The sequence below is a fragment of the Paramesorhizobium endophyticum genome, assembly GCF_014640615.1.
Taxonomy (GTDB): domain Bacteria; phylum Pseudomonadota; class Alphaproteobacteria; order Rhizobiales; family Rhizobiaceae; genus Paramesorhizobium; species Paramesorhizobium endophyticum.
In genome coordinates this window covers 83,839-105,020 of record NZ_BMHH01000015.1, presented here as the reverse complement: position 1 = coordinate 105,020, position 21,182 = coordinate 83,839, and the positions used below count along the sequence as shown (strand labels likewise).

The 21,182-nt window shown below is 62.8% G+C and carries 20 protein-coding genes; 4 read left to right on the top strand and 16 right to left on the bottom strand.

The features are described from left to right. Positions 1-19: 19 nt before the first annotated feature. The 3 genes from IEX53_RS16965 to recQ all read right to left on the bottom strand — a co-directional run bounded on the left by IEX53_RS16965 (position 20) and on the right by recQ (position 3,584). On the bottom strand, positions 20-970 hold the full coding sequence (locus tag IEX53_RS16965; protein ID WP_188825368.1) for a FecR family protein: 951 nt from the start codon (positions 968-970) through the stop codon (positions 20-22). Positions 971-1,069: 99 nt separating this feature from the next. After that, a complete protein-coding gene (locus IEX53_RS16960) occupies positions 1,070-1,582 on the bottom strand; it encodes a sigma-70 family RNA polymerase sigma factor (RefSeq protein ID WP_188825367.1) in 513 nt (170 codons plus the stop codon). A gap of 190 nt (positions 1,583-1,772) precedes the next feature. After that, a complete protein-coding gene (gene recQ / locus IEX53_RS16955; protein ID WP_188825366.1) occupies positions 1,773-3,584 on the bottom strand; it encodes a DNA helicase RecQ in 1,812 nt (603 codons plus the stop codon). A gap of 267 nt (positions 3,585-3,851) precedes the next feature. Here recQ and IEX53_RS16950 point away from each other — a divergent pair, with 267 nt between their 5' ends. Then, complete coding sequence (locus IEX53_RS16950; protein WP_210311656.1) at positions 3,852-4,469, top strand: HAD-IA family hydrolase; 618 nt, start codon at positions 3,852-3,854, stop codon at positions 4,467-4,469. A gap of 26 nt (positions 4,470-4,495) precedes the next feature. Here IEX53_RS16950 and IEX53_RS16945 read toward each other — a convergent pair whose 3' ends face one another. The 4 genes from IEX53_RS16945 to IEX53_RS16930 form a co-directional block, all read right to left on the bottom strand. Next, positions 4,496-4,921, bottom strand: coding sequence for a DUF779 domain-containing protein (locus IEX53_RS16945; protein WP_373288681.1), 426 nt, complete (start codon positions 4,919-4,921; stop codon positions 4,496-4,498). Between the two features lie 164 nt (positions 4,922-5,085). Then, positions 5,086-6,603: an aldehyde dehydrogenase gene (adh, locus tag IEX53_RS16940; RefSeq protein WP_188825363.1), complete on the bottom strand. Its 1,518-nt coding sequence runs from the start codon at positions 6,601-6,603 to the stop codon at positions 5,086-5,088. Between the two features lie 138 nt (positions 6,604-6,741). Next, positions 6,742-8,034, bottom strand: a complete 1,293-nt coding sequence (locus IEX53_RS16935) for an NCS2 family permease (RefSeq protein ID WP_188825362.1) — start codon at positions 8,032-8,034, stop codon at positions 6,742-6,744. Positions 8,035-8,179: 145 nt separating this feature from the next. Further along, positions 8,180-9,088, bottom strand: a complete 909-nt coding sequence (locus IEX53_RS16930; protein WP_188825361.1) for a LysR family transcriptional regulator — start codon at positions 9,086-9,088, stop codon at positions 8,180-8,182. Positions 9,089-9,198: 110 nt separating this feature from the next. Here IEX53_RS16930 and IEX53_RS16925 point away from each other — a divergent pair, with 110 nt between their 5' ends. Beyond that, complete coding sequence (locus IEX53_RS16925; protein ID WP_188825360.1) at positions 9,199-10,026, top strand: oxidoreductase; 828 nt, start codon at positions 9,199-9,201, stop codon at positions 10,024-10,026. A gap of 95 nt (positions 10,027-10,121) precedes the next feature. Here the strand turns inward: IEX53_RS16925 and IEX53_RS16920 are convergent, their stop codons facing one another. Beyond that, the gene (locus IEX53_RS16920) at positions 10,122-10,517 is read right to left on the bottom strand and encodes a winged helix-turn-helix transcriptional regulator (RefSeq protein WP_188825359.1); all 396 of its coding nucleotides are present in this window, start codon (positions 10,515-10,517) and stop codon (positions 10,122-10,124) included. Between the two features lie 56 nt (positions 10,518-10,573). Here IEX53_RS16920 and IEX53_RS16915 point away from each other — a divergent pair, with 56 nt between their 5' ends. After that, entirely contained in the window at positions 10,574-11,500 is a 927-nt protein-coding gene (locus IEX53_RS16915; protein WP_308429153.1) for an NmrA/HSCARG family protein, read from the top strand. 10 nt (positions 11,501-11,510) lie between these two features. On the opposite strand, the gene IEX53_RS16910 is transcribed toward IEX53_RS16915, so the two are convergent. From IEX53_RS16910 to IEX53_RS16875, 8 genes are all read right to left on the bottom strand, one after another. Further along, positions 11,511-12,377: an efflux RND transporter periplasmic adaptor subunit gene (locus IEX53_RS16910; RefSeq protein WP_188825357.1), complete on the bottom strand. Its 867-nt coding sequence runs from the start codon at positions 12,375-12,377 to the stop codon at positions 11,511-11,513. Further along, positions 12,374-12,583 (bottom strand): DUF1656 domain-containing protein, encoded by a 210-nt coding sequence (locus IEX53_RS16905; protein ID WP_188825388.1) that lies wholly within the window; start codon positions 12,581-12,583, stop codon positions 12,374-12,376. Before IEX53_RS16905 ends, IEX53_RS16910 begins: the two co-directional genes overlap by 4 nt. A 28-nt stretch (positions 12,584-12,611) precedes the next feature. Then, complete coding sequence (locus tag IEX53_RS16900; RefSeq protein ID WP_188825387.1) at positions 12,612-14,702, bottom strand: FUSC family protein; 2,091 nt, start codon at positions 14,700-14,702, stop codon at positions 12,612-12,614. A 258-nt stretch (positions 14,703-14,960) separates the two neighbouring features. Beyond that, entirely contained in the window at positions 14,961-15,383 is a 423-nt protein-coding gene (locus tag IEX53_RS16895) for a MarR family winged helix-turn-helix transcriptional regulator (RefSeq protein WP_188825356.1), read from the bottom strand. 439 nt (positions 15,384-15,822) lie between these two features. Then, entirely contained in the window at positions 15,823-16,941 is a 1,119-nt protein-coding gene (locus tag IEX53_RS16890) for a TRAP transporter substrate-binding protein (protein WP_188825355.1), read from the bottom strand. Between the two features lie 32 nt (positions 16,942-16,973). Continuing rightward, positions 16,974-18,527: a TRAP transporter large permease gene (locus IEX53_RS16885; RefSeq protein WP_188825354.1), complete on the bottom strand. Its 1,554-nt coding sequence runs from the start codon at positions 18,525-18,527 to the stop codon at positions 16,974-16,976. A gap of 14 nt (positions 18,528-18,541) precedes the next feature. After that, entirely contained in the window at positions 18,542-19,090 is a 549-nt protein-coding gene (locus IEX53_RS16880) for a TRAP transporter small permease subunit (RefSeq protein WP_188825353.1), read from the bottom strand. 436 nt (positions 19,091-19,526) lie between these two features. Beyond that, positions 19,527-20,183 carry a GntR family transcriptional regulator gene (locus IEX53_RS16875; RefSeq protein WP_188825352.1) on the bottom strand — a complete coding sequence of 219 codons (657 nt, stop codon included), beginning with the start codon at positions 20,181-20,183 and terminating at the stop codon, positions 19,527-19,529. A gap of 228 nt (positions 20,184-20,411) precedes the next feature. On the opposite strand from IEX53_RS16875, the gene IEX53_RS16870 reads away from it, so the two are divergent. Next, entirely contained in the window at positions 20,412-21,179 is a 768-nt protein-coding gene (locus tag IEX53_RS16870; RefSeq protein ID WP_188825351.1) for a LamB/YcsF family protein, read from the top strand. The last annotated feature ends 3 nt before the right edge of the window (positions 21,180-21,182 follow it).

The window sequence follows — 21,182 nt, the reverse complement described above, 5'->3', positions numbered from 1 at the left end:
CATAAAAAAATTCACGCCCTTATGCGGGGCGCAGCAGCACCAGATAGGGGGTGAGCTCAGTGGCTCTCACCGGCAATGTCCCGGTGATGGCGTCAAGCACGCCATCCGGATTGCGGATGTCGAAAATGCCGCTGACGCGCAAGGAAAGCAGCCGCTTGTCGAGGATGCGGATCGTGCCGCGGCGATAGCGGTTGACATCGTTTATGACGCGCCGCAACGGCTGGTCGTTGAATATAAGCTTGCCACGCCGCCATGCGGTTTCCGCCGCAAGCGTCTCCCCCTGTGCCGCGCTTATGCGCCCGTCCTGATAGGAAGCGCTTTCACCCGCTTGAAGCCGCGTATCGATCGCGCCCGGCGCGGGCGTGACGGATACAGCGCTTTCCTCGACGGCGACGATGACGTCGTCATCGGTCATGTGGACGACGAATTCCGTCCCAAGGGCAGTGGTGCGCCCGCCCGCGGCTTCGACGATGAAGGGGCGGCTCGCATCCTTCGCCACCTTGAAGAAAGCCCGACCGCGCCGCAGGAACAGCCGTCTGGCCGCCGGTGTATAATCGACGGACAGGGCGCTATCGGCGTCGAGATCGACAATGCTTCCGTCAGCCAGCGTCAGCGATTTGAGTTCGGACGTGCCGGTATAATGGTCGCTGGCGATGAAATCCGGCACGCCGTTCAGCGCGAAGAGCCCTCCGGCGAGCGTAAGCGTGGCCGCGCCGCCCAGGAAAACGCGTCGCGAAAGGAGGGCCCGGCGTGCAGGCTGTCGCCGGCGAGGATCGTCTATGCCATCCATCGAAGACCAGATGCCGGCAAGCTTTTCATATTCCCGACGGTGCGCGGCATCGTCCGCGAGCCATCGCTCGAATGCCTGCCGATCCTCCACCGTGGCATCGCCGGAATTGATCCGCACGAACCATGCGAGCGCCGCTTCGCGAACGGTCTGGCTGGCAATATTGTCGCTGCTTCGGGCCATCGGCAACCAGTTTGGAGGAGGGCGAACCGGAAATGACGGCCGCATATCGAAAACAAGACGGCTCTCGAGGGGCTTTCCCTCACTCGGCCCATGAAAAAATCAATCGAGCAAGCCCGCCATCCGGTCGCGGCAGTGCGAAAGCGCCTTCATGATGTGCTTTTCCACCATGCTGCGCGAAATGCCGAGCGCATTGGCGATCTCCGCATGGCTCAACCCGTCGAATTTGTGCATCAGGAACACCTCGCGGCATTTATCGGGGAGCTCATCGACGGCCTGCTCCAGAATCTTGAGGCGCTGGCGGTAATCGATCACACTGTCCGGCAGCGGTTCGTCCAATGGCTGGTCATGGCCATTCTCCGCTGTGAAGTAGCGGGCGCGGGAGGTCTCCGCGCGCAGATAATCGACCGCGATGTTGTTGGCGACGCGGAAGATATAGGCGCGTGGACTGAGAACCAGCGTTTCAGCAGGCAGATGACGCAAGCGCAGATAGGTATCCTGCGCCACGTCGCGCGCGGAGGCGGCATTGCCGAGCTTTTTCGTCAGGTGCCGGACCAGATCGGCATAATGCAGGGTCAGCATATGCAGCAGCGGAGACTTTTCGTCCGTGACCATTCCAGGCACCAACTTGAACTTCGATATATGTTCGTGAGCAAGCCAGCTTTAGGCATGTTTAATAGATGAGTAAAGGTGGGGGCAAACACGACGCGCCGCCTGACGAGGGCGGCTGAACAAATGACGGGCGAAATCCCATCGCAGGACGTGGGAGATCTTAATCAGGAGGTTAGGCGTTGCAGCCCCGCGCTCAAGCGTCCTCGCCATGCTCGGTGATGACGGTGAGGAAAGCGGGGCCGTAGCGATCGAGCTTGGTTTCGCCGATGCCGGGCACGCCGGCCATTTCATCCCGTGAGGTGGGGCGGGCGGCGGCCAGTTCCATCAGCGTGCGGTCGTGGAAGATCACATAGGGCGGGACGTTCTGCGCGCGGGCGAGTTGCATTCGCTTTTCGCGCAGCGCCTGGAACAAGGCCTGGTCCCGCTCGGGCAGGGACTGGGTTGCCGCCTGCCTGCGCGAGGTCTTGTCGCGTGACGGTTTCGATTTTGGCGGCACGCGCAGCATGAGCGTCTGCTTTTCGCGCAGAAACAGCCGGCCCCTCTCCGAGATCGACAGGCCGCCATGTCCGGCGAAATCGACGTCGACCAGCCGGTGCGCGATCAATTGGCGGATGATGGCCCGCCATGTGCGGTTGTCATGCTCGCGCCCGATGCCATAGGTCGAGAGCTGGTCATGGCCGAAGCGGCTGATCCGCTCGTTCTCGACGCCCAAGAGCACATCGACGATATGAGCCTGCCCGAAGCGCTCGCCGGTCCTGTGGATGCAGGACAAGACCTTCTGGGCGGCTATCGTCCCATCGAACAGGCTTGGCGGCTCCGCGCAGGTATCGCAATTGCCGCATGGCTCGCATTCGTCGCCGAAATAGGAAAGTAGCACTTGCCTGCGGCAGCCCGCGGTTTCGGCGAGGCCCAGAAGGGTGTCCAGCTTCAACCGCTCCATGCGCTTGCGCTGATCCGGCGCTTCGGATTCCTCGATGAAGCGGCTGCGCAGCACGATGTCTTCATAGCCGTAGAGCATCATCGCGTCCGCAGGCAGGCCGTCGCGTCCCGCGCGCCCGGTCTCCTGATAATAGGCCTCGATGCTTCCAGGCAGGTCGATATGCGCGACGAAGCGCACATCCGGCTTGTCGATGCCCATGCCGAAGGCGATGGTCGCCACCATGATGACGGCTTCCTCATGCTGGAAGCGGGCCTGGTTCGCCTCCCGCGCCGCCTTGTCCATGCCGCCATGATAGGAGAGGGCGTCATAGCCGAGGCCGCGCAGCCATTCGGCGGTCTCCTCCGTCCTGCGCTTCGAAAGGCAGTACACGATGCCGCTTTCCCCTTCGTGATCCACAAGGAAGCGCTTCAGCTGCGCGCGCGGATTGTCCTTCTCCATGATCACATAGCGGATGTTGGGGCGGTCGAAGCCGGCGATGAAGGCATCGCGCTCATCGATCTGAAGGTGCGAGAGGATTTCGGCCCGCGTCGGCTCGTCGGCGGTGGCCGTCAGCGCCATGCGCGGTATATCGGGGAAATGCGCCGTCAACGCGTCGAGCTGGCGATAGGACGGCCGGAAATCATGCCCCCATTGCGACAGACAGTGCGCTTCATCCACGGCAATCAGCGAGAGCGGCACGCTGGTCAGGAGCTTCACGACATCCGGCTTCAACAGGGTCTCGGGCGCCACATAGAGCAGGTCGAGCGTTCCGGCGGAAACGTCGCGCCACAGATTGCGCCTGTCATCGCCGCCAAGGTCGGAATTGAGCGCCGCCGCCTTCACGCCAGCCTGCCGCAGCGCCGAAACCTGATCGGCCATCAGCGCCAGAAGCGGCGATATGACGACGCCCATGCCAGGCCGGGCAAGAGCCGGTATCTGATAGCAAAGCGATTTTCCGCCGCCCGTCGGCATCAGGACGAAGGCATTGTTGCCCGCCATCACATGCGAGACGATCTCCGCCTGCCGGCCACGAAAGGCATCGTAGCCATAGACGGTCTTGAGAATATGAAGCGGATCGGTCGTCAAGGAATCACTTGGGCTTTAGAATGTGAGCAATTTCGTTGATAGCAGAGATTGGAGGAAATCGATCTGTTTTCGTGGCAACGCGACGCTCATTCTCGCTATTCACGGCTTCGCGCTCCGCCCGCCTGACCTCCAGCCTTGCTTCGGACCGAATTCCGCGATGACTGGCGGCAGCATTCTGCTACAAGGGCCATCAAAATCGGAACAGCGAGGTTCGCCAGCGTGTCAGACAGTTTCTTCCCGGATTCCTTCGATGCCTTCCTTTTCGACATGGACGGCACCATCCTGACTTCAATCAAGGCAGCCGAGCGGGTGTGGACGACTTGGGCGGTGGCCCATGGGGTGGATGTCGAGACGTTTTTGCCGACGATCCACGGTGTCCGGGCGGTCGAGACGATCAGCAGGCTCAATCTGCCTGGCGTTGATCCCGTGGCCGAGGCGGAAGCCCTTACCGAAGCGGAGATCGCCGATCTCGAGGGGATCGAGGCCATCGCCGGCGCGCCGGATTTTCTCGCCGCGCTGCCTGCTGACCGCTGGGCGATCGTGACTTCCGCCCCGCGGCGGCTTGCGCTGCGCAGGATCGAGGCGGCCGGGCTTCCCGTGCCTGAGACCATGGTTACAGCCGAGGATGTCACCTTCGGCAAGCCCGCTCCCGATTGCTTCCTGCTGGCGGCGCAGCGCCTGGGGGGCGCTCCGGAGCGCTGCCTGGTCTTCGAAGACGCGGCGGCGGGCATCGCCGCGGCGGAGGCGGCGGGGTGCAAGGTCGCGGTCATGACGACCACGCACCGGCACGATATGGAAACGCCGCACAGGAAATTGGCGGATTTTTCGGGGGTGCGGCTGTTGCAAGGCGGCGAGGGAGCGCTTCAGGTGGCTCTAGCGTCCTGATGGGCAATGCTGCAGACGTGGTGCGCTTATCGGACAGCACAGACTTTCGAGCGTGTCAGGAAGCGTCTTTCGCGCCCGTTGTCGAGCGAGAACATGCCGCCGCGCCCCGGCACCACGTCGATGATGAGGTCGGTATGCTTCCACGCCTCGAACTGCGAGGCGCTGATGTAGAACGGCGCGCCGCCTATGTGGCCGAGCAGCACGTCATTGTCGCCGATGATGAAATCTCCCTGCGGATAGCACATCGGCGACGAGCCGTCGCAGCAGCCGCCGGACTGGTGGAACAGCACCGGGCCGTGATCCGCGATGATCTCCTTGAGTAGTTCGAGCGCGGCGGGGGTGGCGGTGACGTTGCCCATGATGCGGTCCTTTCGGAGTGACCAGCGGTGTGGCTGGAGTTCTTCAATTCGAAATGCCGGCGGGACAGTACCCCCCTCTGGCCTGCCGGCCATCTCCCCCACAAGGGGGGAGATTACGCCTTCATTAATGCCCGGTATCAATCGCAGGCGCCGAATATGAGGAGGGCAAGATCCATCAGCCAATCTCCCCCCTTGTGGGGGAGATGCCCGGCAGGGCAGAGGGGGGTGCCTAGCGGTTTCCTCAAAACATGATCAACTCAAAAAAAGCCCAGCTTCTTCGGGCTGTAGCTCACGAGCATGTTCTTCGTGTTCTGATAATGGTCGAGCATCATTTTGTGGGTTTCGCGTCCGATGCCGGATTGCTTGTAGCCGCCGAAGGCCGCGTGGGCGGGGTAGGCGTGGTAGCAATTGGTCCAGACGCGGCCCGCCTGGATGGCGCGGCCGAAGCGGTAGCAGCGGTTGACGTCGCGGCTCCAGATGCCCGCTCCGAGGCCGTAGAGCGTGTCGTTGGCGATGGACAGCGCCTCCTCGTCATCCTTGAAGGTGGTCACCGACACGACGGGCCCGAAAATCTCCTCCTGGAAGATGCGCATCTTGTTGTGGCCCTTGAAGACGGTGGGCTTGATGTAATAGCCCCCGGCAAGGTCACCAGGCAGTTCGTTCCGCTCGCCGCCGGTCAGCACCTCGGCGCCCTCCTGGCGGCCGATGTCGAAATAGGAGAGAATCTTCTCCAATTGCTCCGAAGAGGCCTGCGCGCCGATCATGGTGGCGGGGTCGAGCGGATCGCCCTGCACGATGGCTTCCACCCGCTTCAGCGCCCGCTCCATGAACTCGTCATAGATGTCTTCCTGGATGAGCGCGCGGCTTGGGCAGGTGCAGACCTCGCCCTGGTTGAGCGCGAACATGACGAAGCCCTCGATGGCCTTGTCGAAGAAATCGTCGTCCTCCTGCGTCACGTCCTTGAAGAAGATGTTGGGCGATTTGCCGCCCAACTCCAGCGTGACGGGGATCAGGTTCTGGCTGGCATATTGCATGATGAGCCGCCCCGTCGTCGTCTCGCCGGTAAAGGCGATCTTGGCGATGCGCGGCGAGGAAGCGAGCGGCTTGCCCGCTTCGAGGCCGAAGCCGTTGACGATGTTGAGCACGCCCGGCGGCAGGAGATCGCCGATGAGGTCGGCCCATAGCATGATCGTCGCCGGCGTCTGCTCGGCAGGCTTGATGACGACGCAATTGCCGGCGGCGAGCGCGGGGGCGAGCTTCCAGCAGGCCATCAGGAGCGGGAAGTTCCAGGGGATGATCTGGCCGACGACGCCCAGCGGCTCGTGGAAATGATAGGCGACCGTGTCGTGGTCGATTTCGGAGAGCGAGCCCTCCTGCGCGCGGATCGCCCCGGCGAAATAGCGGAAATGGTCGATGGCGAGCGGCACATCCGCGGCGGTCGTCTCGCGGATCGGCTTGCCATTGTCCCAGGTTTCGGCGAGCGCCAGCAGATCGAGATTTTCCTCCATGCGGTCGGCGATGCGGTTCAGGATGAGGGCGCGCTCGGCCACGCTGGTGCGGGCCCAGGCGTCTTTCGCCGCATGGGCGGCGTCGAGCGCGGCTTCGATATCGGCGGCATCGGAACGGGCGACTTCGCCGAGCGGGCGGCCGGTCACCGGCGAGATGTTCTCGAAATAGCGGCCCGATTTCGGCGCGACCCATTGGCCTCCGATGAAATTGTCATAACGCTTGGCGAAGGGCATTTTCGCGGTGCGTGAAAACTCTACTTTGTTCATGACTTCCTCCCGAGAAGCGACGCCGCGGAGTGCGGCATGTATAGAATGCTCCTCGGGTAAGCCAGGGTCAAGACAAGCATAGTATAATGCGCCAGCGCCGAATATTACACGGCGCTGCGCTGAGGCGGTCCGCGGCGCTTATCCCGGGAAGAAGGCGAAGCGGATGATGAACAGCGCCGCGACGATGATCGTTGCGGGATGCAATTCCTTCCAGCGGCCGGTGAAGAGCTTCAGCACGGTATAGCTGATGAAGCCGAAGGCGAGGCCGTTGGCGATGGAATAGGTCATGGGCATGGCGAGCGCGGTCACGGCGGCGGGGACCGCTTCGGTCACATCATCCCACTCGACTTCCCGCAGCTCACGCATCATGAGCGCGGCGACGTAGAGGAGGGCAGGGGCCGTGGCATAGGCCGGAACGGAGGCTGCCAGGGGGGAGATGAAGAGCGCGGCGAGGAACAGAACCGCGACCACCAGCGCGGTCAGTCCCGTCCTGCCGCCCGCCGCCACGCCGGAGGCGCTTTCGACATAGGCGGTGGTGCTGCTCGTGCCCAGCATCGCGCCGGCGACAATGGCGGAGCTGTCGGCCATCAGCGCGCGCCCGAGCCGGTTCTGCTTGCCTTCGGGCATCAGATTGGCGCGTTTTGCCACGCCAACCAGGGTGCCCGTCGCGTCGAACACTTCGACGAGGACGAAGACGAGGATGACATGCAGCAGCCCGCCATGCAGGGCGCCGAGGATATCGAGCTGCATGAAGGTGGGCGCGATGGACGGCGGGGCCGACACGAGGCCCTGAAACTGGTTGGCCCCCACGATCCAGGAAAGCACCGTCACGGCGAGGATGCCGATGAGGATCGCGCCCCTGACCCGCAGCGCATCCAGCACCGCGATGATGAAGAAGCCGAGAATGGCCAGAAGCGGGCCGGTCTGCCGCAGATCACCCAGGGTGACGAGTGTCGCCGGGTTCTTGACGACGATATGGGCATTTTCAAGCGCGATCAGCCCGAGGAACAGGCCGATGCCCGCCGCGATGGCGCTGCGTAAGGAGTGAGGAATGCCGTCGATCACCCATCGCCGGAGGCCGGTGGCCGAAAGGAAGACGAAGATGACGCCGGAGATGAACACCGCGCCCAGCGCCTGCTGCCAGGTGAAGCCCATAGCCGAGACGACGGTGAAGGCGAAGAAGGCATTGAGCCCCATGCCCGGCGCCATGCCGATGGGCCAGTTGGCGTAAAAGGCCATGATCAGGGTGCCGAGCGCCGCCGCTAGGCAGGTCGCCACGAAGACGGCGCCGCGATCCATGCCCGTGGTCGAGAGGATCTCGGGATTGACGAAGATGATGTACGACATGGTCAGGAACGTCGTGACGCCGGCAACCAACTCGGTGCGGACGGACGTTCCGTTTTCGCTCAGCTTGAAAACTCGTTCCAACATGTTTCTTCCCATCGCGTCTCGCCGGGGCCTGCCTTCGGCATATGCCGATTGCTTATTCCCGCGCGAGCGCGGGCGCAACGGAAATTCGAATCCAGGCAGGGACTTGGGGCTAACCCCTGCCGATGTGGTCGAACTTGACCGTAGCTCAGATAGCCGCCTGCCGCACGGCGTCGATGAATGCGCGCAGCGCCGGGGCCATCTGGCGCTGCCTGGGGTAGCAGAGGAAAAAGCCGGGGAAGGGCTCCGACCATGCCTCAAGCAGCGGGACGAGCCGCCCTGCCGCCAAATCGGCGGCCACGATCTCGTCGGTGCAGAAGCCGATGCCGGCGCCCGCAAGCGCGGCGCGTTTGGCCAATTCCTTGTCGTTGACGATCAGCGGGCCGTCGACCGTCACATGGAACCACCTGCCGTCCTCGCAGAACTCCCAGGCATAGGGCTGCAACTGGCCCGGCCAGCGCCAGCGGATGCAGCGATGGCGGAGGAGATCGCGCGGGTGCGACGGCGCGCCATGCCGCTCGATATAGTCCGGGGAGGCCACGGCGACCTGCCGCATTTCGGGGCCTATCCGTACGGCAATCATGTCCTGCTCGATCACTTCGCCGATGCGCAGCGACACGTCGAAACCGCCCGCGACCATATCGACCGCTTCGTCGTCGAGCGTCATGTCGATGACGATTTCGGGATGAGTGCGCAGGAATTCCGGCAGGATGGGCTCGATATAGCGCGCCGCGCCAGAACGGAAAGTGTGAACCCTCACCGTGCCTGAGGGGCGCTCCCGCGCCTGCCGCGCGGTGAGGACGGCAGCGCCCAGCTCGCTAATGGCCGGTCTTATCCTGTGGAACAGGTTCTCGCCCGCCGCCGTCAGGGAGACGCTGCGCGTTGTCCGGTTGAGAAGCTGGATGCCGATACCCTCCTCCAGCCCACGGATCGTCTGGCTCAATGCAGAAGGGGTGATGCCCAAGGTCTCGGCGGCGCGGCTGAAGCTCAGCGCTTCGGCCACCGCCACGAAGGCGCGGAGTTGGTTATAATCGGAGCCGGGGAGAATGATGTCCATGCGCGCAAGGAAGCACTTTTAAGCGCAGCTAACAAGCGAAAGTGATTTTCCCCGTATTATACCGGAGCGGGCCGGTGGCTATCTTCCTCGGCGTTAGAAGGAGACCAATCATGACCACATGGTTCATCACGGGCATTTCACGCGGCTTCGGGCTGGAACTGACGAAGGCGGCTCTTGCCAGGGGCGATACGGTCATCGGCACGGTACGGGACGGCGCGCCCGAAATCGGCGCGGACAGCGGACGGCTTCACGTGCTCAAGGCTGACCTGGCGGAGAAGGACGCGGCGGAACGGGTGGTGCGCGAGGCATTCGGCATCGCCGGCAAGATCGACATTATCGTCAACAATGCCGGCTACGGCTTGCTCGGGGCGCTCGAAACCTCGACGGACGAGGAGATGGAACGGCTGTTCGCGGTCGACGTCTTCGCGCCGGTGCGGATTATCCGCGCGGCGCTGCCGCATCTGCGTCAGCAGGGTTCCGGCCATATCGTCAACATCACCTCGATTGCCGGGCGCGCGCCGGGGCCGGGCTATGCGCTCTATGCCTCGGTCAAGTTTGCGCTCGAGGGGCTGTCCACCGCGCTTGCGCAGGAATTGCAGCCGCTCGGGATCAAGGTGACCGCTGTTGCACCGGGCGCGTTCCGCACCGACTTCCTGTCGAGCCATTCCATCCGCTGGGCCGCGCCGGAAGACAGCGCCTATGCGCAAACCGTGGGGGCAACCAGCGCCCGCTTCGCGACTTCCGACGGCAAACAGCCGGGCGACCCCGTGCGCGCCGCGCAGGCGATCATCAAAGCCGTCACGGCTCCCGAGCCGCCGGTTCACCTGCTGCTAGGCTCCGACGCGGTCCGCCGCGCCCGCGAAAAGCTCGATGCTGTCATCGAGGAGATGGACGCCTGGGATGAGGTCAGCCGCGGCACGGATTTCAGGGAGGGGTGAGGCGCTTGAGACATGTCCGCTCCGGGGAAACTCGGGGCGGCACTTGGCCGAAGCAGGGCAGTTTGGAGCACGGCCGGATTTGCGGCAAAACTTCGTTACTGCTTGTCCTGGTCGTAGGCGCGACGATACCCCTCGATGATGGGCAGGTTCTCTTGAAGCCAAAAATTAAGTCCCTCAAGGGCGCGCAGAACGCCAGCACCCATCTCGGTTAGCTCATATTCGACCCGCGGCGGCACTTCCGGAGAATAATGACGGACGACAAAGCCGTCGCGTTCGAGATTGCGTAGCGTCAGAGTCAGCATCCGCTGAGTGATCCCGTCGCTCTCTTTTTTTAGCGCGGAAAAACGGAGCCGCCGCCCGTCTGCAAGGGAAAGGCGCCAAAGGACCTGAACAGTCCATTTGTCCCCGAGCCGGGCACAGATCCCGTTAGACGGGATTGGTCTGAACTGAGGATTGCAATCTGAATCGTGAGGCTGTTTCAAGCGTATCATTCTTGTGCCCGATGCTAAAAAATGTGCCGTCTTCCGGATGAGTTATAATCGTATATATGGATTGCCCTTGTTCAACACGAGGGTTCTCGATGGCTAATGATAAACGTCCAATTCTGGTTTTCGGCGCTACAGGGCGACAGGGAGGGGCCGTCGCAAAAGCGTTGCTGAGGGCGGGATGGCCTGTTCGCGCGTTGGTACGTAACCCCGTCGAACCGGCTTCGATTGCGCTCCGAGACGCAGGAATCGAACTCGTCACCGGTTCGTTCGAGGACACCCATGTCATTCGGACTGCGATGAAAGACTCTCATGGCATTTTCAGTGTGCTGCCAGCTAATTTGGCGGCAGACGATGAGGTACGCTATGGGATATCAATCGCGGCCCTGGCCGCCGAAAGTGGCGTTACGCATTTCGTCTATTCCTCGGGCGCCAGCGTCGGCGATACGCTGACGGGTGTGGCTCGTTTCGACGCGAAACCACGCATTGAGGCCTACATTCGCAAATTGCCCATTATCGCAACCATCATCAGGCCGATGATCTTTATGGAAATGCTCGTACGGCCCGGTTTCGGTTTGGACAAGGGGCAATTGCGCTCTCTTATCAGGCCGGAACATTCGATCCAGCTTATTGCCGTAGAGGACATCGGGAAATTCGTTGCCGCCATATTCGCCGATAAGACCCGGCTCGGCGGGGTGACCTTAAAAATCGCAAGCGATAGAGTTACAGGCCGCGACCTCGAAGCCGCCTTCACCGAAGTCGCGGGTCGCCCCATATCCTACGCACGCTTTCCGGACGACGTTCTCGCAGCCAATGCTGACCTCGCACATATGGCCAGGAGCTTGGAGAACGGCCCGCTGGCGGAACAGGTCGATTTGAACGTCATGCGTGAGATCAATCCGGAAATCCTCTCTTTCCGCTCCTGGCTTGCTACGAGCGGACGCAAGGCCCTCGCCGAAGCCTTGGGTGCGGTGCCACCTGGCCATTAGGCTTCATCGCCTAATTCACAACCGTGACGCTCACCGTGCGGCCTGCGACGAGATGCGCGCCCTCCGGCAGCCTGTCGAGCTTCACCCGCACGGGAATGCGCTGGGCGAGGCGGACCCAGTTGAAGGTGGGCGAGATATTGGCGAGGAGGCTGCTGGTGTCGCTGCGCTCGCGGTCCTCGATGCCCCCGGCGATGCTGTCGACCGTACCCTTGAGCTGCGTTTTGCTGCCCATGACATCGATGACGACGGGATCGCCGACATGGATGCGGTCGAGCTTGTTTTCCTCGAAATAGCCCGCGACGTAGAAGGAATCCGTATCGACCAGCGCGGTGACGGGGTTGCCGGCGGAGACATAGTCGCCGGGCTGCAGCGAGAAATTGGTGATGAGGCCGTTGACCGGGGCCTTCACCGAGGAGCGCTCCAGATTGAGCGCGGCGAGATCGCGATCGAGTTGCGCCTGACGCCATGCGGCGTCGGCCTGCTGGGAGGTCGTCTCCGCCTGTTCCAGCTTCTGCCGGGTGATGGTGTTGTCGTCGAGCTGGCGGTAGCGGGCGAGGTCGCGGTTGGCCATGTCGAGCGCGGCTTTTGTGCTGTCCACCTTGGCTTCCGCCTGTTTCAGGGCGAGCTTGAAGCGGGCCTGGTCGATGCGGAAGATGATTTCGCCCTTCTTGACGGGCTCATTGTCACGCACCAGCACCTCGCTCACCGGCCCGGAGACATCGGGCGCGATGCGCACCACATCGGCCCGGATCTTGCCGTCGCGGGTCCAGGGCGCGTTCATGTAATAATCCCAGAGATGCAGGCCGAGAAGCCCGGCGACGGTGACCATGACGAGCGTCAGGAACACCCGTCCGGAATGGGCGAAGAGCTTTTTCATGCGTGGATTCCATTGAGAAGCACGGCAGCGGTGCCGAGAATGCAGAAATACATGGCGGCATCGAACAGGGGCCGGTGCCACACGAAACGGTAAAAGCGCAGGCGCGCGAGGAGGCGCTGCATCAGGCCATTGGCGAAATAGGCGAGCAGCGCCAGGACGCCGAGGGTGGGAATATAGATGCCGTAAATATCGAGTTCAGGTCGCATGGCGGTCATGTTTCTCTTGGGAAGATGCTCAGGCCGCTTTTCGGCTTGCGGGTTGGGCGCGCGGCGGCAGGTCGAGCGGGGGCGCATCGGGGAAAAGATTGAAGCGCAGCGCCACCAGCGCCAGGCGCGGGCGGTTGGCGGTGCCGGGCGATCCGTTGCCGATGACCGCGGCGATGGCTTCATCGATCGATTGCAGCAGGCTGTCGCCGGGTGGCGCATATGGTTCGCCTCGCGACATCGCCCGGTAATGCGCGCCGACTTCGCCGAGCACCTTGTTGACGGCTTCGCGGCAGGCTTGCGGCAGTCTCAGGCGGTAGCGCTGCAGGTCGATGACGTTCATGCCGTTGCGCAAGTCGCGCAGGAGATCGACCCGGGCGATGGCGGATGATGGAATGAGGGCGAGGCGCGGCGTCATCAGGCCGACGCGGTCGATCATGCGCAGGAGCAGCCGGTTCATATATTCACGGCGCGGCCGTCCGGCCTCAAGGCTGGCGACGAGGGCTATGTCCCGCCAGCCCGCCCGGGCCAGGCGGCGGACGCTCCATTCCGCGCCGACCGAGCGGACGATGGAGGTGACCACCGCTGCGATGCCGAGGCCCAGCACCGTCGCGATATTGGCATTGGCGAAGCTGGCAAAATCCTGGTTCAGGTGCCCTTGAAGCATGATCAGGTTGGGCAGGTTGACGCAAAGCACCATGCCGAGCAGGAATTGCGCGGGGATGGCGAGCAGGATGCCCGCCGGGATGAGGAAAAGGCCGAGCGCCAGAGCGAGCGGGACGAAGCCGTCCACCAGCGGCAGCAGCGCGAATTCGAAGACGAAGGCGGCGGCGATGACGATGAGCGTCAGCCAGTTGAACTTGCGCATGACGGGCACGGGATCGTCCATGCCGGCGAAGATGCAGCAGAAGATGCCGGCCATCATCGCCGCGATGCTGCCTTGCGACCAGCCGCTGGCGATCCAGAAGGCGGCGGCGACCATGGTGGAAAGCAGGGCCGAGAAGCCGGAAAGGAGCGCCATGCCGTAGTCACGGTGCATGGGGCGGCTCTTGCGGTGCGTGTCGTAGCGCCGCCAGCGCAGGGAATGGCGCGAGCCGGTGCCGATATCCTGCCTGAGAGTGAGGCAATCGCTCCAGATCTGGATCAGGTCGCGTACGCGGGCGGCGAGGTTGAGGGCCAGCAGTTGCTTTCCCTCGCTCGCCGTTTCGTCATGCCGCTCGATGTCGCCGATGAGCCGCAGGAGTCCGGCGCGGCCCTCCTCGGTCAGGTTCTCCCCGCTTTCCAGCCAGATGCAGGCTTCGTCGAGCAATTGCTGCACCGAGGGTGGCCATGGCCTTTCACCTTCGCCGGGTTTCATGGCGAGGAGGTCGCGCAGGCTGGAAATGATCGGCAGGACGGCAACCATGCGCTGCTGCAGAACCCGCAATTGCGCGTCCGCGCCCCGGACGGACGAGGTGTCATAGGCGGCATGGGTGGTGAGGTTGCGCAGTTCCAGCGTGTCGGCGGCAAGGCGCCGGCGATCCCGCAGCGCCTCCGGGCTGTCGCCTTCGCCGCGCATGGTGGCGAGCGCCAGCCTCGCGCCGTCCTTCAGCCAGTTGTCGATGCGGGCGACGAGCACCGGGCCGCTGTGGCGGGGAAAGAAGAGGCGGTTGACCAGCGCGGCGCAGATGATGCCGATGGCGATCTCCTCGACGCGGCCCACCGCATAGTCGAAGGCGGTCTGCGGTGTCGAAACCACGGCGAAACCGGCAATCGCCACCGTATAGCCCGCCAGCATGAAGAGATAGCTGCGCGGCGTGCCGTCGAGCAGGCTGACGACGAGGCAGGCCGCCATCCACAATCCGATGGCGAGGGTGAGGATTTCGGGTGAATTGACGAGGTTCGGCACCAAGAGAACCGTGACCGCGCCGCCGATCACGGTGCCGATGAGCCGGTAGAACGCCTTGGAGGTGGTCGCACCGGAAAGGGGATGCGCCACGATATAAACCGCCGCCACCGCCCAATAGGGATTGGGCAGGTTGGCAATCAGCGCGATCCAGAGAGCGAGCATCGCCGCGGCGAAGGTCTTCAGCGAGAAGACTACATCCTGGAAACGCGGCGCGGATTCGGCGGGTTTGGTCATGATGGGTTCGATGTGTTTGAGGAGCGGCTCATTATGCTGGCGCCAAGCGCCCTCGTGGTTCGAGGCGAATTCCGCTGCGCTCCATTCGCACCTCACCATGAGGGCTGTTGAAACGCCGGCGCTTTTCACTGTCATTGTGAAGCGCCGACGCCCCTTCACCCTCATCCTGAGGTGCGAATGGAGCGCAGCGGAATTCGCCTCGAAGGGCGAGGGTGAAGGGGATCGCCATGGCCAATGTTTCCATCTCTGCGAAAAGCCCTAGAATTTCTCGTTCAGCCGGCGCAGCACGTCCATGGCGGTATCGACTGCGTCCGGGTCGAGGTCGCCGAGGAGTGAAGTGCGCAGGCGAGCGGCAATCTTCTCCACTTTCGTGGCGGTGATGCGCCCTCCCTCGGTGAGTTGAACAAGCTTGATGCGGCGATCGGCATCGTCGGCGAGGCGCCGGATCAGGCCTTCCTTCTCCAGCTCATCGATGACGCGGACGATGGTCGGCCCTTCGATGCCCACCCTTTCCGCCAGTACCCCCTGCGGGATGCGGTCGCCATGGCGCAGCAGAACCATCAGCGGCAGGGCGGTGGCGTCGGACAGGCCATGCTCCGCCATCGCCGCGTCGAAGGCCTTGCGCCATCCGCGCGTCGTCGCGGCAAGCAGCGTCGCAAACTCGTTCCAAGCTGGTTTCATTTCGATATGATCCTAATAGATAGCTTCCTATCTATATGCGTATCATCTTCCTAACTCAATCCATGAAACCGTGTGATCAACAGTTTGTGTATGGCGGAAATCGGGGAAGCGCGGTGACGGGGCCGCTATAGCGGTTCCTGTCTTGATGGAATCGCGAGGCGCCCCCCTCTGTCCTGCCGGACATCTCCCCCGCAAGGGGGGAGATTGGCTGGCATTTATGACGGCGCGTAACCTGCAACGGCTGCGATTGGCGAAAGCCGAAGTGACAGCGTAATCTCCCCCCTTGCGGGGGAGATGCCCGGCAGGGCAGAGGGGGGCGCTGTCCCGCCAGCGTTTCCATCAAAAGTGAAATGCTCCAGAGTCAGAAGACTAGCAAATTATGTTTTGAAGGAATCGTTCGGGACAGGGATCATGCTCTATCCAGACGGCGCCCGCTTGCTTACTTCCCCGCCGCCTGGGCGGCGTACATGTAGCTGTCGTAGCTATATTCCGCGACGCGGAACCACTCGAAGGATTCGTCGCGGAACTTCTTCCAGCCCGGATAGATCTTCGCCCAGGCGGGATGCTTTTGCGAATATTCGGCATAAAGCTCGAATGAGGCCTTGTAGGCGGCGTCCATCACGTCGCGCGGCAGCGGGCGCAGCTTGACGCCTTTGGCGACGAGGGAGCGGATGGCGGTCGTGTTCTTGACGTCGTAGAGCGACTGCATGTTGACGTTCGCGCCCTGGCATGCCGCGTTCAGCGCGGCCTTGTAGGGTTCCGGGAGGGCTTCATACTGCGCCTTGTTGACGAAGAAGTGGATCGTCAGGCCGCCTTCCCAATAGGCCGGGTAATAATAGTTCGGGGCGATCTGGTAGAAGCCGAGCTTTTCGTCGTCATAGGGGCCGATCCACTCCGCCGCATCGATGGTGCCGCGTTCGAGCGCCGGATAGATGTCGCCGCCGGGCAGCTGCTGCGGCACCACGCCGAGGCGGGACATGACTTCGCCCGCCACGCCGGCGATGCGCATCTTGACGCCCTTGAGGTCGGCGACGCTGTTGATTTCCTTGCGGAACCAGCCGCCCATCTGCGCGCCGGTCGCCCCGCCAGGGATGCCGACAATGCCGTAATCGGCGAGGAAGGCGTTGTAAGCCTCGTTGCCGCCTGCGTGGTAGAGCCAGGCGTTCTGCTGGCGTCCGTTGAGGCCGAAGGGAATGGTCGAGCCGATGGCGAAGGTGGGATCCTTGCCGGTGAAATAATAGCCGCAGGTGTGGGCGATTTCGACCGTATTAGCCTTCACCGCGTCGATGGCCTGCGGGCCCGGCACCAGTTCGCCGGCCTGGAACACCTGGATCTGGAACTTGCCTTCGGTGATCTTCGACAGCGTTTCGGCCATGACCACGGCGCCCCCATAAATGGTGTCGAGATTGTTGGGGAAGCCCGATGTCAGGCGCCAGCGCAGCGTCGGCAGGCTTTGTGCGATGGCGGGCGCGGCGAGCGTCGCCCCGGCCGCGGTGGCGGCGCCCGCGATGGCTCCCTTGGTCAGGAAGCCGCGGCGGCTTACGTTATTGTCCGTCATGTCTGTTCTCCTCCTTACGTGATTGGTCGATATCAGGGGTTCTTCTGCTCCGGCGCGCCGAAACTTGGCGTCGGAGAGCCGAATGTGGGCGGCGGCGGGGTCTCCTGCGGGGCTTCCGCGCCGAAGGGCGGCGCCGGGTTGCCGAACGGATTGCCACCTTCCGCGTCGGGCATCGGCACATTCAACTGGATGGAGGCGGGATCGACCGCCGTCTGGCCGGACTTATAATGCGTGACGAGCTTCGGGAAGGCGATCACCAATGCCACCATCGCCAGTTGCATGACGAGGAACGGTATCGCGCCCATATAGATCTGCCCAGACGTGACCGGCTGCATGGTTTGGCCGGTCAGCCTGTCCTTGTAGGCGCGGGTGGGCGCGACCGAGCGCAGGTAGAAGAGCGAGAAGCCGAAGGGCGGGTGCAGGAAAGAGGTCTGCATGTTGATCGCCAGCATCACGCCGAACCAGATCAGATCGATGCCGAGGCTGTCCGCGACGGGGGCCAGAAGCGGGATGATGATGAAGGCCAGCTCGAAATAATCGAGGAAGAAGGCCAGGAAGAAGACGAGCAAATTGGCGACGATGAGGAAGCCGATCTCGCCGCCGGGGATGGACGTCATTAGATGCTCCACCCACAGATGCCCGTTGACGCCATAGAAGGTCAGCGAGAAGACGCGCGCGCCGAGCAGGATGAAGATCACGAAGGACGAGAGCTTCACCGTCGCGTAAAGCGCGGCCTTGACGATGGAAAGATCGAGCCGCCGGTTGATGGCGGCAAGCGCCAGCGCGCCAACCGCACCCATCGCGCCGCCCTCGGTCGGGGTGGCAAGGCCGATGAAAATTGTGCCGAGCACGAGGAAGATAAGCAGCAGCGGTGGCACCAACGAGATCACGACCCGCCGCAACAGCTTCCAGCCCCTGAGCGAGCGCGCCTCCAAGGGGAGGGCAGGGACGCTCTTCGGCTGGAACAGCGACATGACGATGATATAGGCGGAATAAGCCGCGACCAGCAGCAGGCCAGGGACAAGCGCGCCCTTGTACATGTCGCCGACCGAGCGCCCAAGCTGGTCAGCAAGCACGATCAGCACGAGGCTGGGCGGGATGATCTGGGCGAGGGTTCCGGACGCGGCAATCGTGCCCGCGGCCACGCGCCGGTCATAGCCGTAGCGCAGCATGATAGGCAGCGAAATCAAGCCCATGGAAATAACCGACGCCGCGACGACGCCCGTTGTGGCGGCGAGGATCGCGCCCACGAAGATTACCGCAAAGGCGAGGCCGCCACGCACCGGGCCGAAGAGCTGGCCGATGGTATCGAGCAGATCCTCGGCCATGCCGCTCTTTTCGAGAATGAGCCCCATGAAGGTGAAGAAGGGGATGGCGAGCAGCGTCTCGTTCGACATCTGGCCGAAGATGCGGTCCGGGATCGCGCCGAACAGATTGACGGGCAGCAGCCCCATCTCGATGCCGATGAAACCGAAGACGAAGCCGACAAAGGCGAGCGCGAAGGCGACCGGGTAGCCGATCAACAGCACCACGATCAGCGAGAGGAACATGATCGGCGCGAGATTTTCCGCGAAAAAGGCAAACATTACTTAGGTCCCCTTCAAAGGGTCTGGGCTTCGGCGTCGGCAAGCGCGATGGCGTCGGGCATATCGCCCCGCAGGATCGCGATGCGCTTGATGAGCTCGGAGACGCCTTGCAGCGCCAGAAGCCCGAACCCCAGGGGAATCATCGCCCAGACCGGCCAGAGAATAAGCCCGCCGGTATTGTTCGAGGTCTCGCCGGTCGCGAATTTTTCCATCACCGTCGGCCAGGAGAGGTAAATCGTGATGAGGCAGAAGGGGAGAAGGAAGAAGATGGTGCCGAAAACCTCGACCCAGAGCTGGGCGCGGCGGGACAGGTTGCCGTAGACCAGATCCACCTTCACATGCTCATTGGAGAGTAGCGTATAGGCCGCCGCGACGAGGAACGCGGCGGAGAAAAGATACCACTGCGCCTCCAGCCATGCGTTGGAGCTTAAATTGAATAGCTTTCGCGTGACCGCGTTGACTGCGCTGATAAAGATCGCCAGCAGCAGCAGCCAGGATACGGCCTTGCCTAAAAATGTATTGATTGCGTCGATCGCGCGCGAGAGCGATAAGAGCCCTGCCATATAGTCCTCCCCAAGGCCATCTCCCACAGCCCGTGCGCAAGATTATCGTCCCGGCGCTTGCCGCACAATATGGCCGGGAGAGAAAATCTCGATCTGCTTGGGGGCGTTCGTGTTTTGATCGCCTGGATTCTGACCCTTGTCGTCGTGGAGAGGTAGAGGAATGGATCCCAGTGACAAGCACTGGGATGACGGGCTGCTTGGCTGTTGCCGGTCAACCTCCAACCTCTCCGTTTGGCAGAAACATATCCGGTAGCGGAAAACACATCTCCACCCCGTCATCCCAGTGCTTGTCACTGGGATCCATTCCTCTACGGTGGCGTGGCGACAACGGTAAAGAATGAGCGACTGTTTCCATCTAAAGGTGAAATGCTCTAAGCGAAAACGCTGCCGACCGTCCTTATCGACAAGCCCGAGAATGACGGGGAAGGGGAGGGGATCACGTCCCGCCGTTCACCCTGTTATACGCGCCCAGAATAAACCGTTCGGCGCGGAAGAGATATTCTTCGAGCATCCTGGCGGCGTCCGCCTGCCGGCCTGCTTCAAGCTCGATGAGAATCTCCAGATTCTGGTCGATGAACGCGCCGTGCAGGAATTCCGGGTCCTGGATGAGGCCGAAGGCGAGGCGGAGTTCGAGCGAAATCTGGGCGTAGAGGCTGGAGAGGCGCGGGCTGTCGGCGAGTTCCACGATTGCGGCGTGGAAGGCGATGTCGGCGCTGCCGACGCCGAGCCAGTCGGCGGCGTCGCGGCAGCGATAGGCGTTTTCGACCGCCGCGCGCATGTTCCTTGCGCCGGGATGGCGCGGGTTCGCCTGCGCCAGCGCGGGGCATTCGATGAAGCGGCGCACACGGTAGATGTCCATGATGGTGGACATGCTGGGCGTCGAGACGAAAACGCCGCGATTGGTCTCGTAGCGCAGCAGCCCTTCCTTGGTGAGAAGGCGGAAGACCTCCCGAAGCGTGTTGCGCGAAACCTGCAGCTCCTCGCTCAGCGCCAGCTCCGAAAGATGGCTTCCCGGCCGCAATGTGCCGGAAATAACCTTCTCGCGGATGCGCGCGGCAACCGTTTCGGCAAGCGTTTGCGCCGGTTCAGCCAAGCGATACTCCCTTATTTCACATGAGTCTCAATAACTTCCGCTAACGTGCTTCGCTCCATGCAACAAGAAGTCTCCTTCGAAATATTTCGTGGAACACGCATCTTCGCACAATTTCTATGCAATTTGCCTAATTATAGGGCAGTAGGTAAAAATTGTTCAACACTATGGACAGGATTGCCCTCCTTTGTTAGCGTCAGGTCATATCAAGGAACAATTGGCTGTATGCGGATGCTGACAATCGACCTCAACAGTGATCTGGGTGAAAGCTTCGGCCCATGGAAGATGGGTGACGATTCTTCCATGCTGGAGGTGGTGAGCAGCGCCAATATCGCCTGCGGTTTTCATGCGGGCGACCCGGCGGGAATCCTCAGGACCTTGCGGGCCGCGTCGGATCGCGGCGTGGCTGTCGGGGCGCATGTGGGCTATCGCGACCTCGCCGGGTTCGGCCGCCGCAACATGGACCCGTCGAGCGAGGAACTGATTGGTGATGTGATCTACCAGATCGGCGCGTTGCAGGGGCTGGCGAAGGCGGCGGGAACGCGCGTCACCTATGTGAAGCCGCATGGCGCGCTCTATAACACCATCGCGGTGGATGCGCGGCAGGCGGCGGATGTGATCGCGGCCATACGCGCCGTGGACGATTCGCTGGTGCTGATGGCGCTGGCCGGTTCGCCGCTCATCGAGCAGGCGCGGGCTGCCGGGCTGGCCGTCGTGGCCGAAGCCTTCGCCGACCGCGCCTATACGGCGGATGGCCAGCTGGTGTCACGGCGGGAGAAGGGCGCCGTCCTTCACGATCCCGATGAAATTGCCGAACGCATGGTGCGGCTGGTCAGGGAGGGCGTGCTTCCCTCCATGGACGGCAGTCTCACCAAGGTCGATGCGCAGTCGATCTGCGTGCATGGCGACAGCCCCGGCGCGGTCGCCATCGCCAGGCGCGTGCGTGAGCGCCTCGAAGAGGCCGGGCTCGGCATTCGTTTCTTTGTCGCGGCGATCTGACGC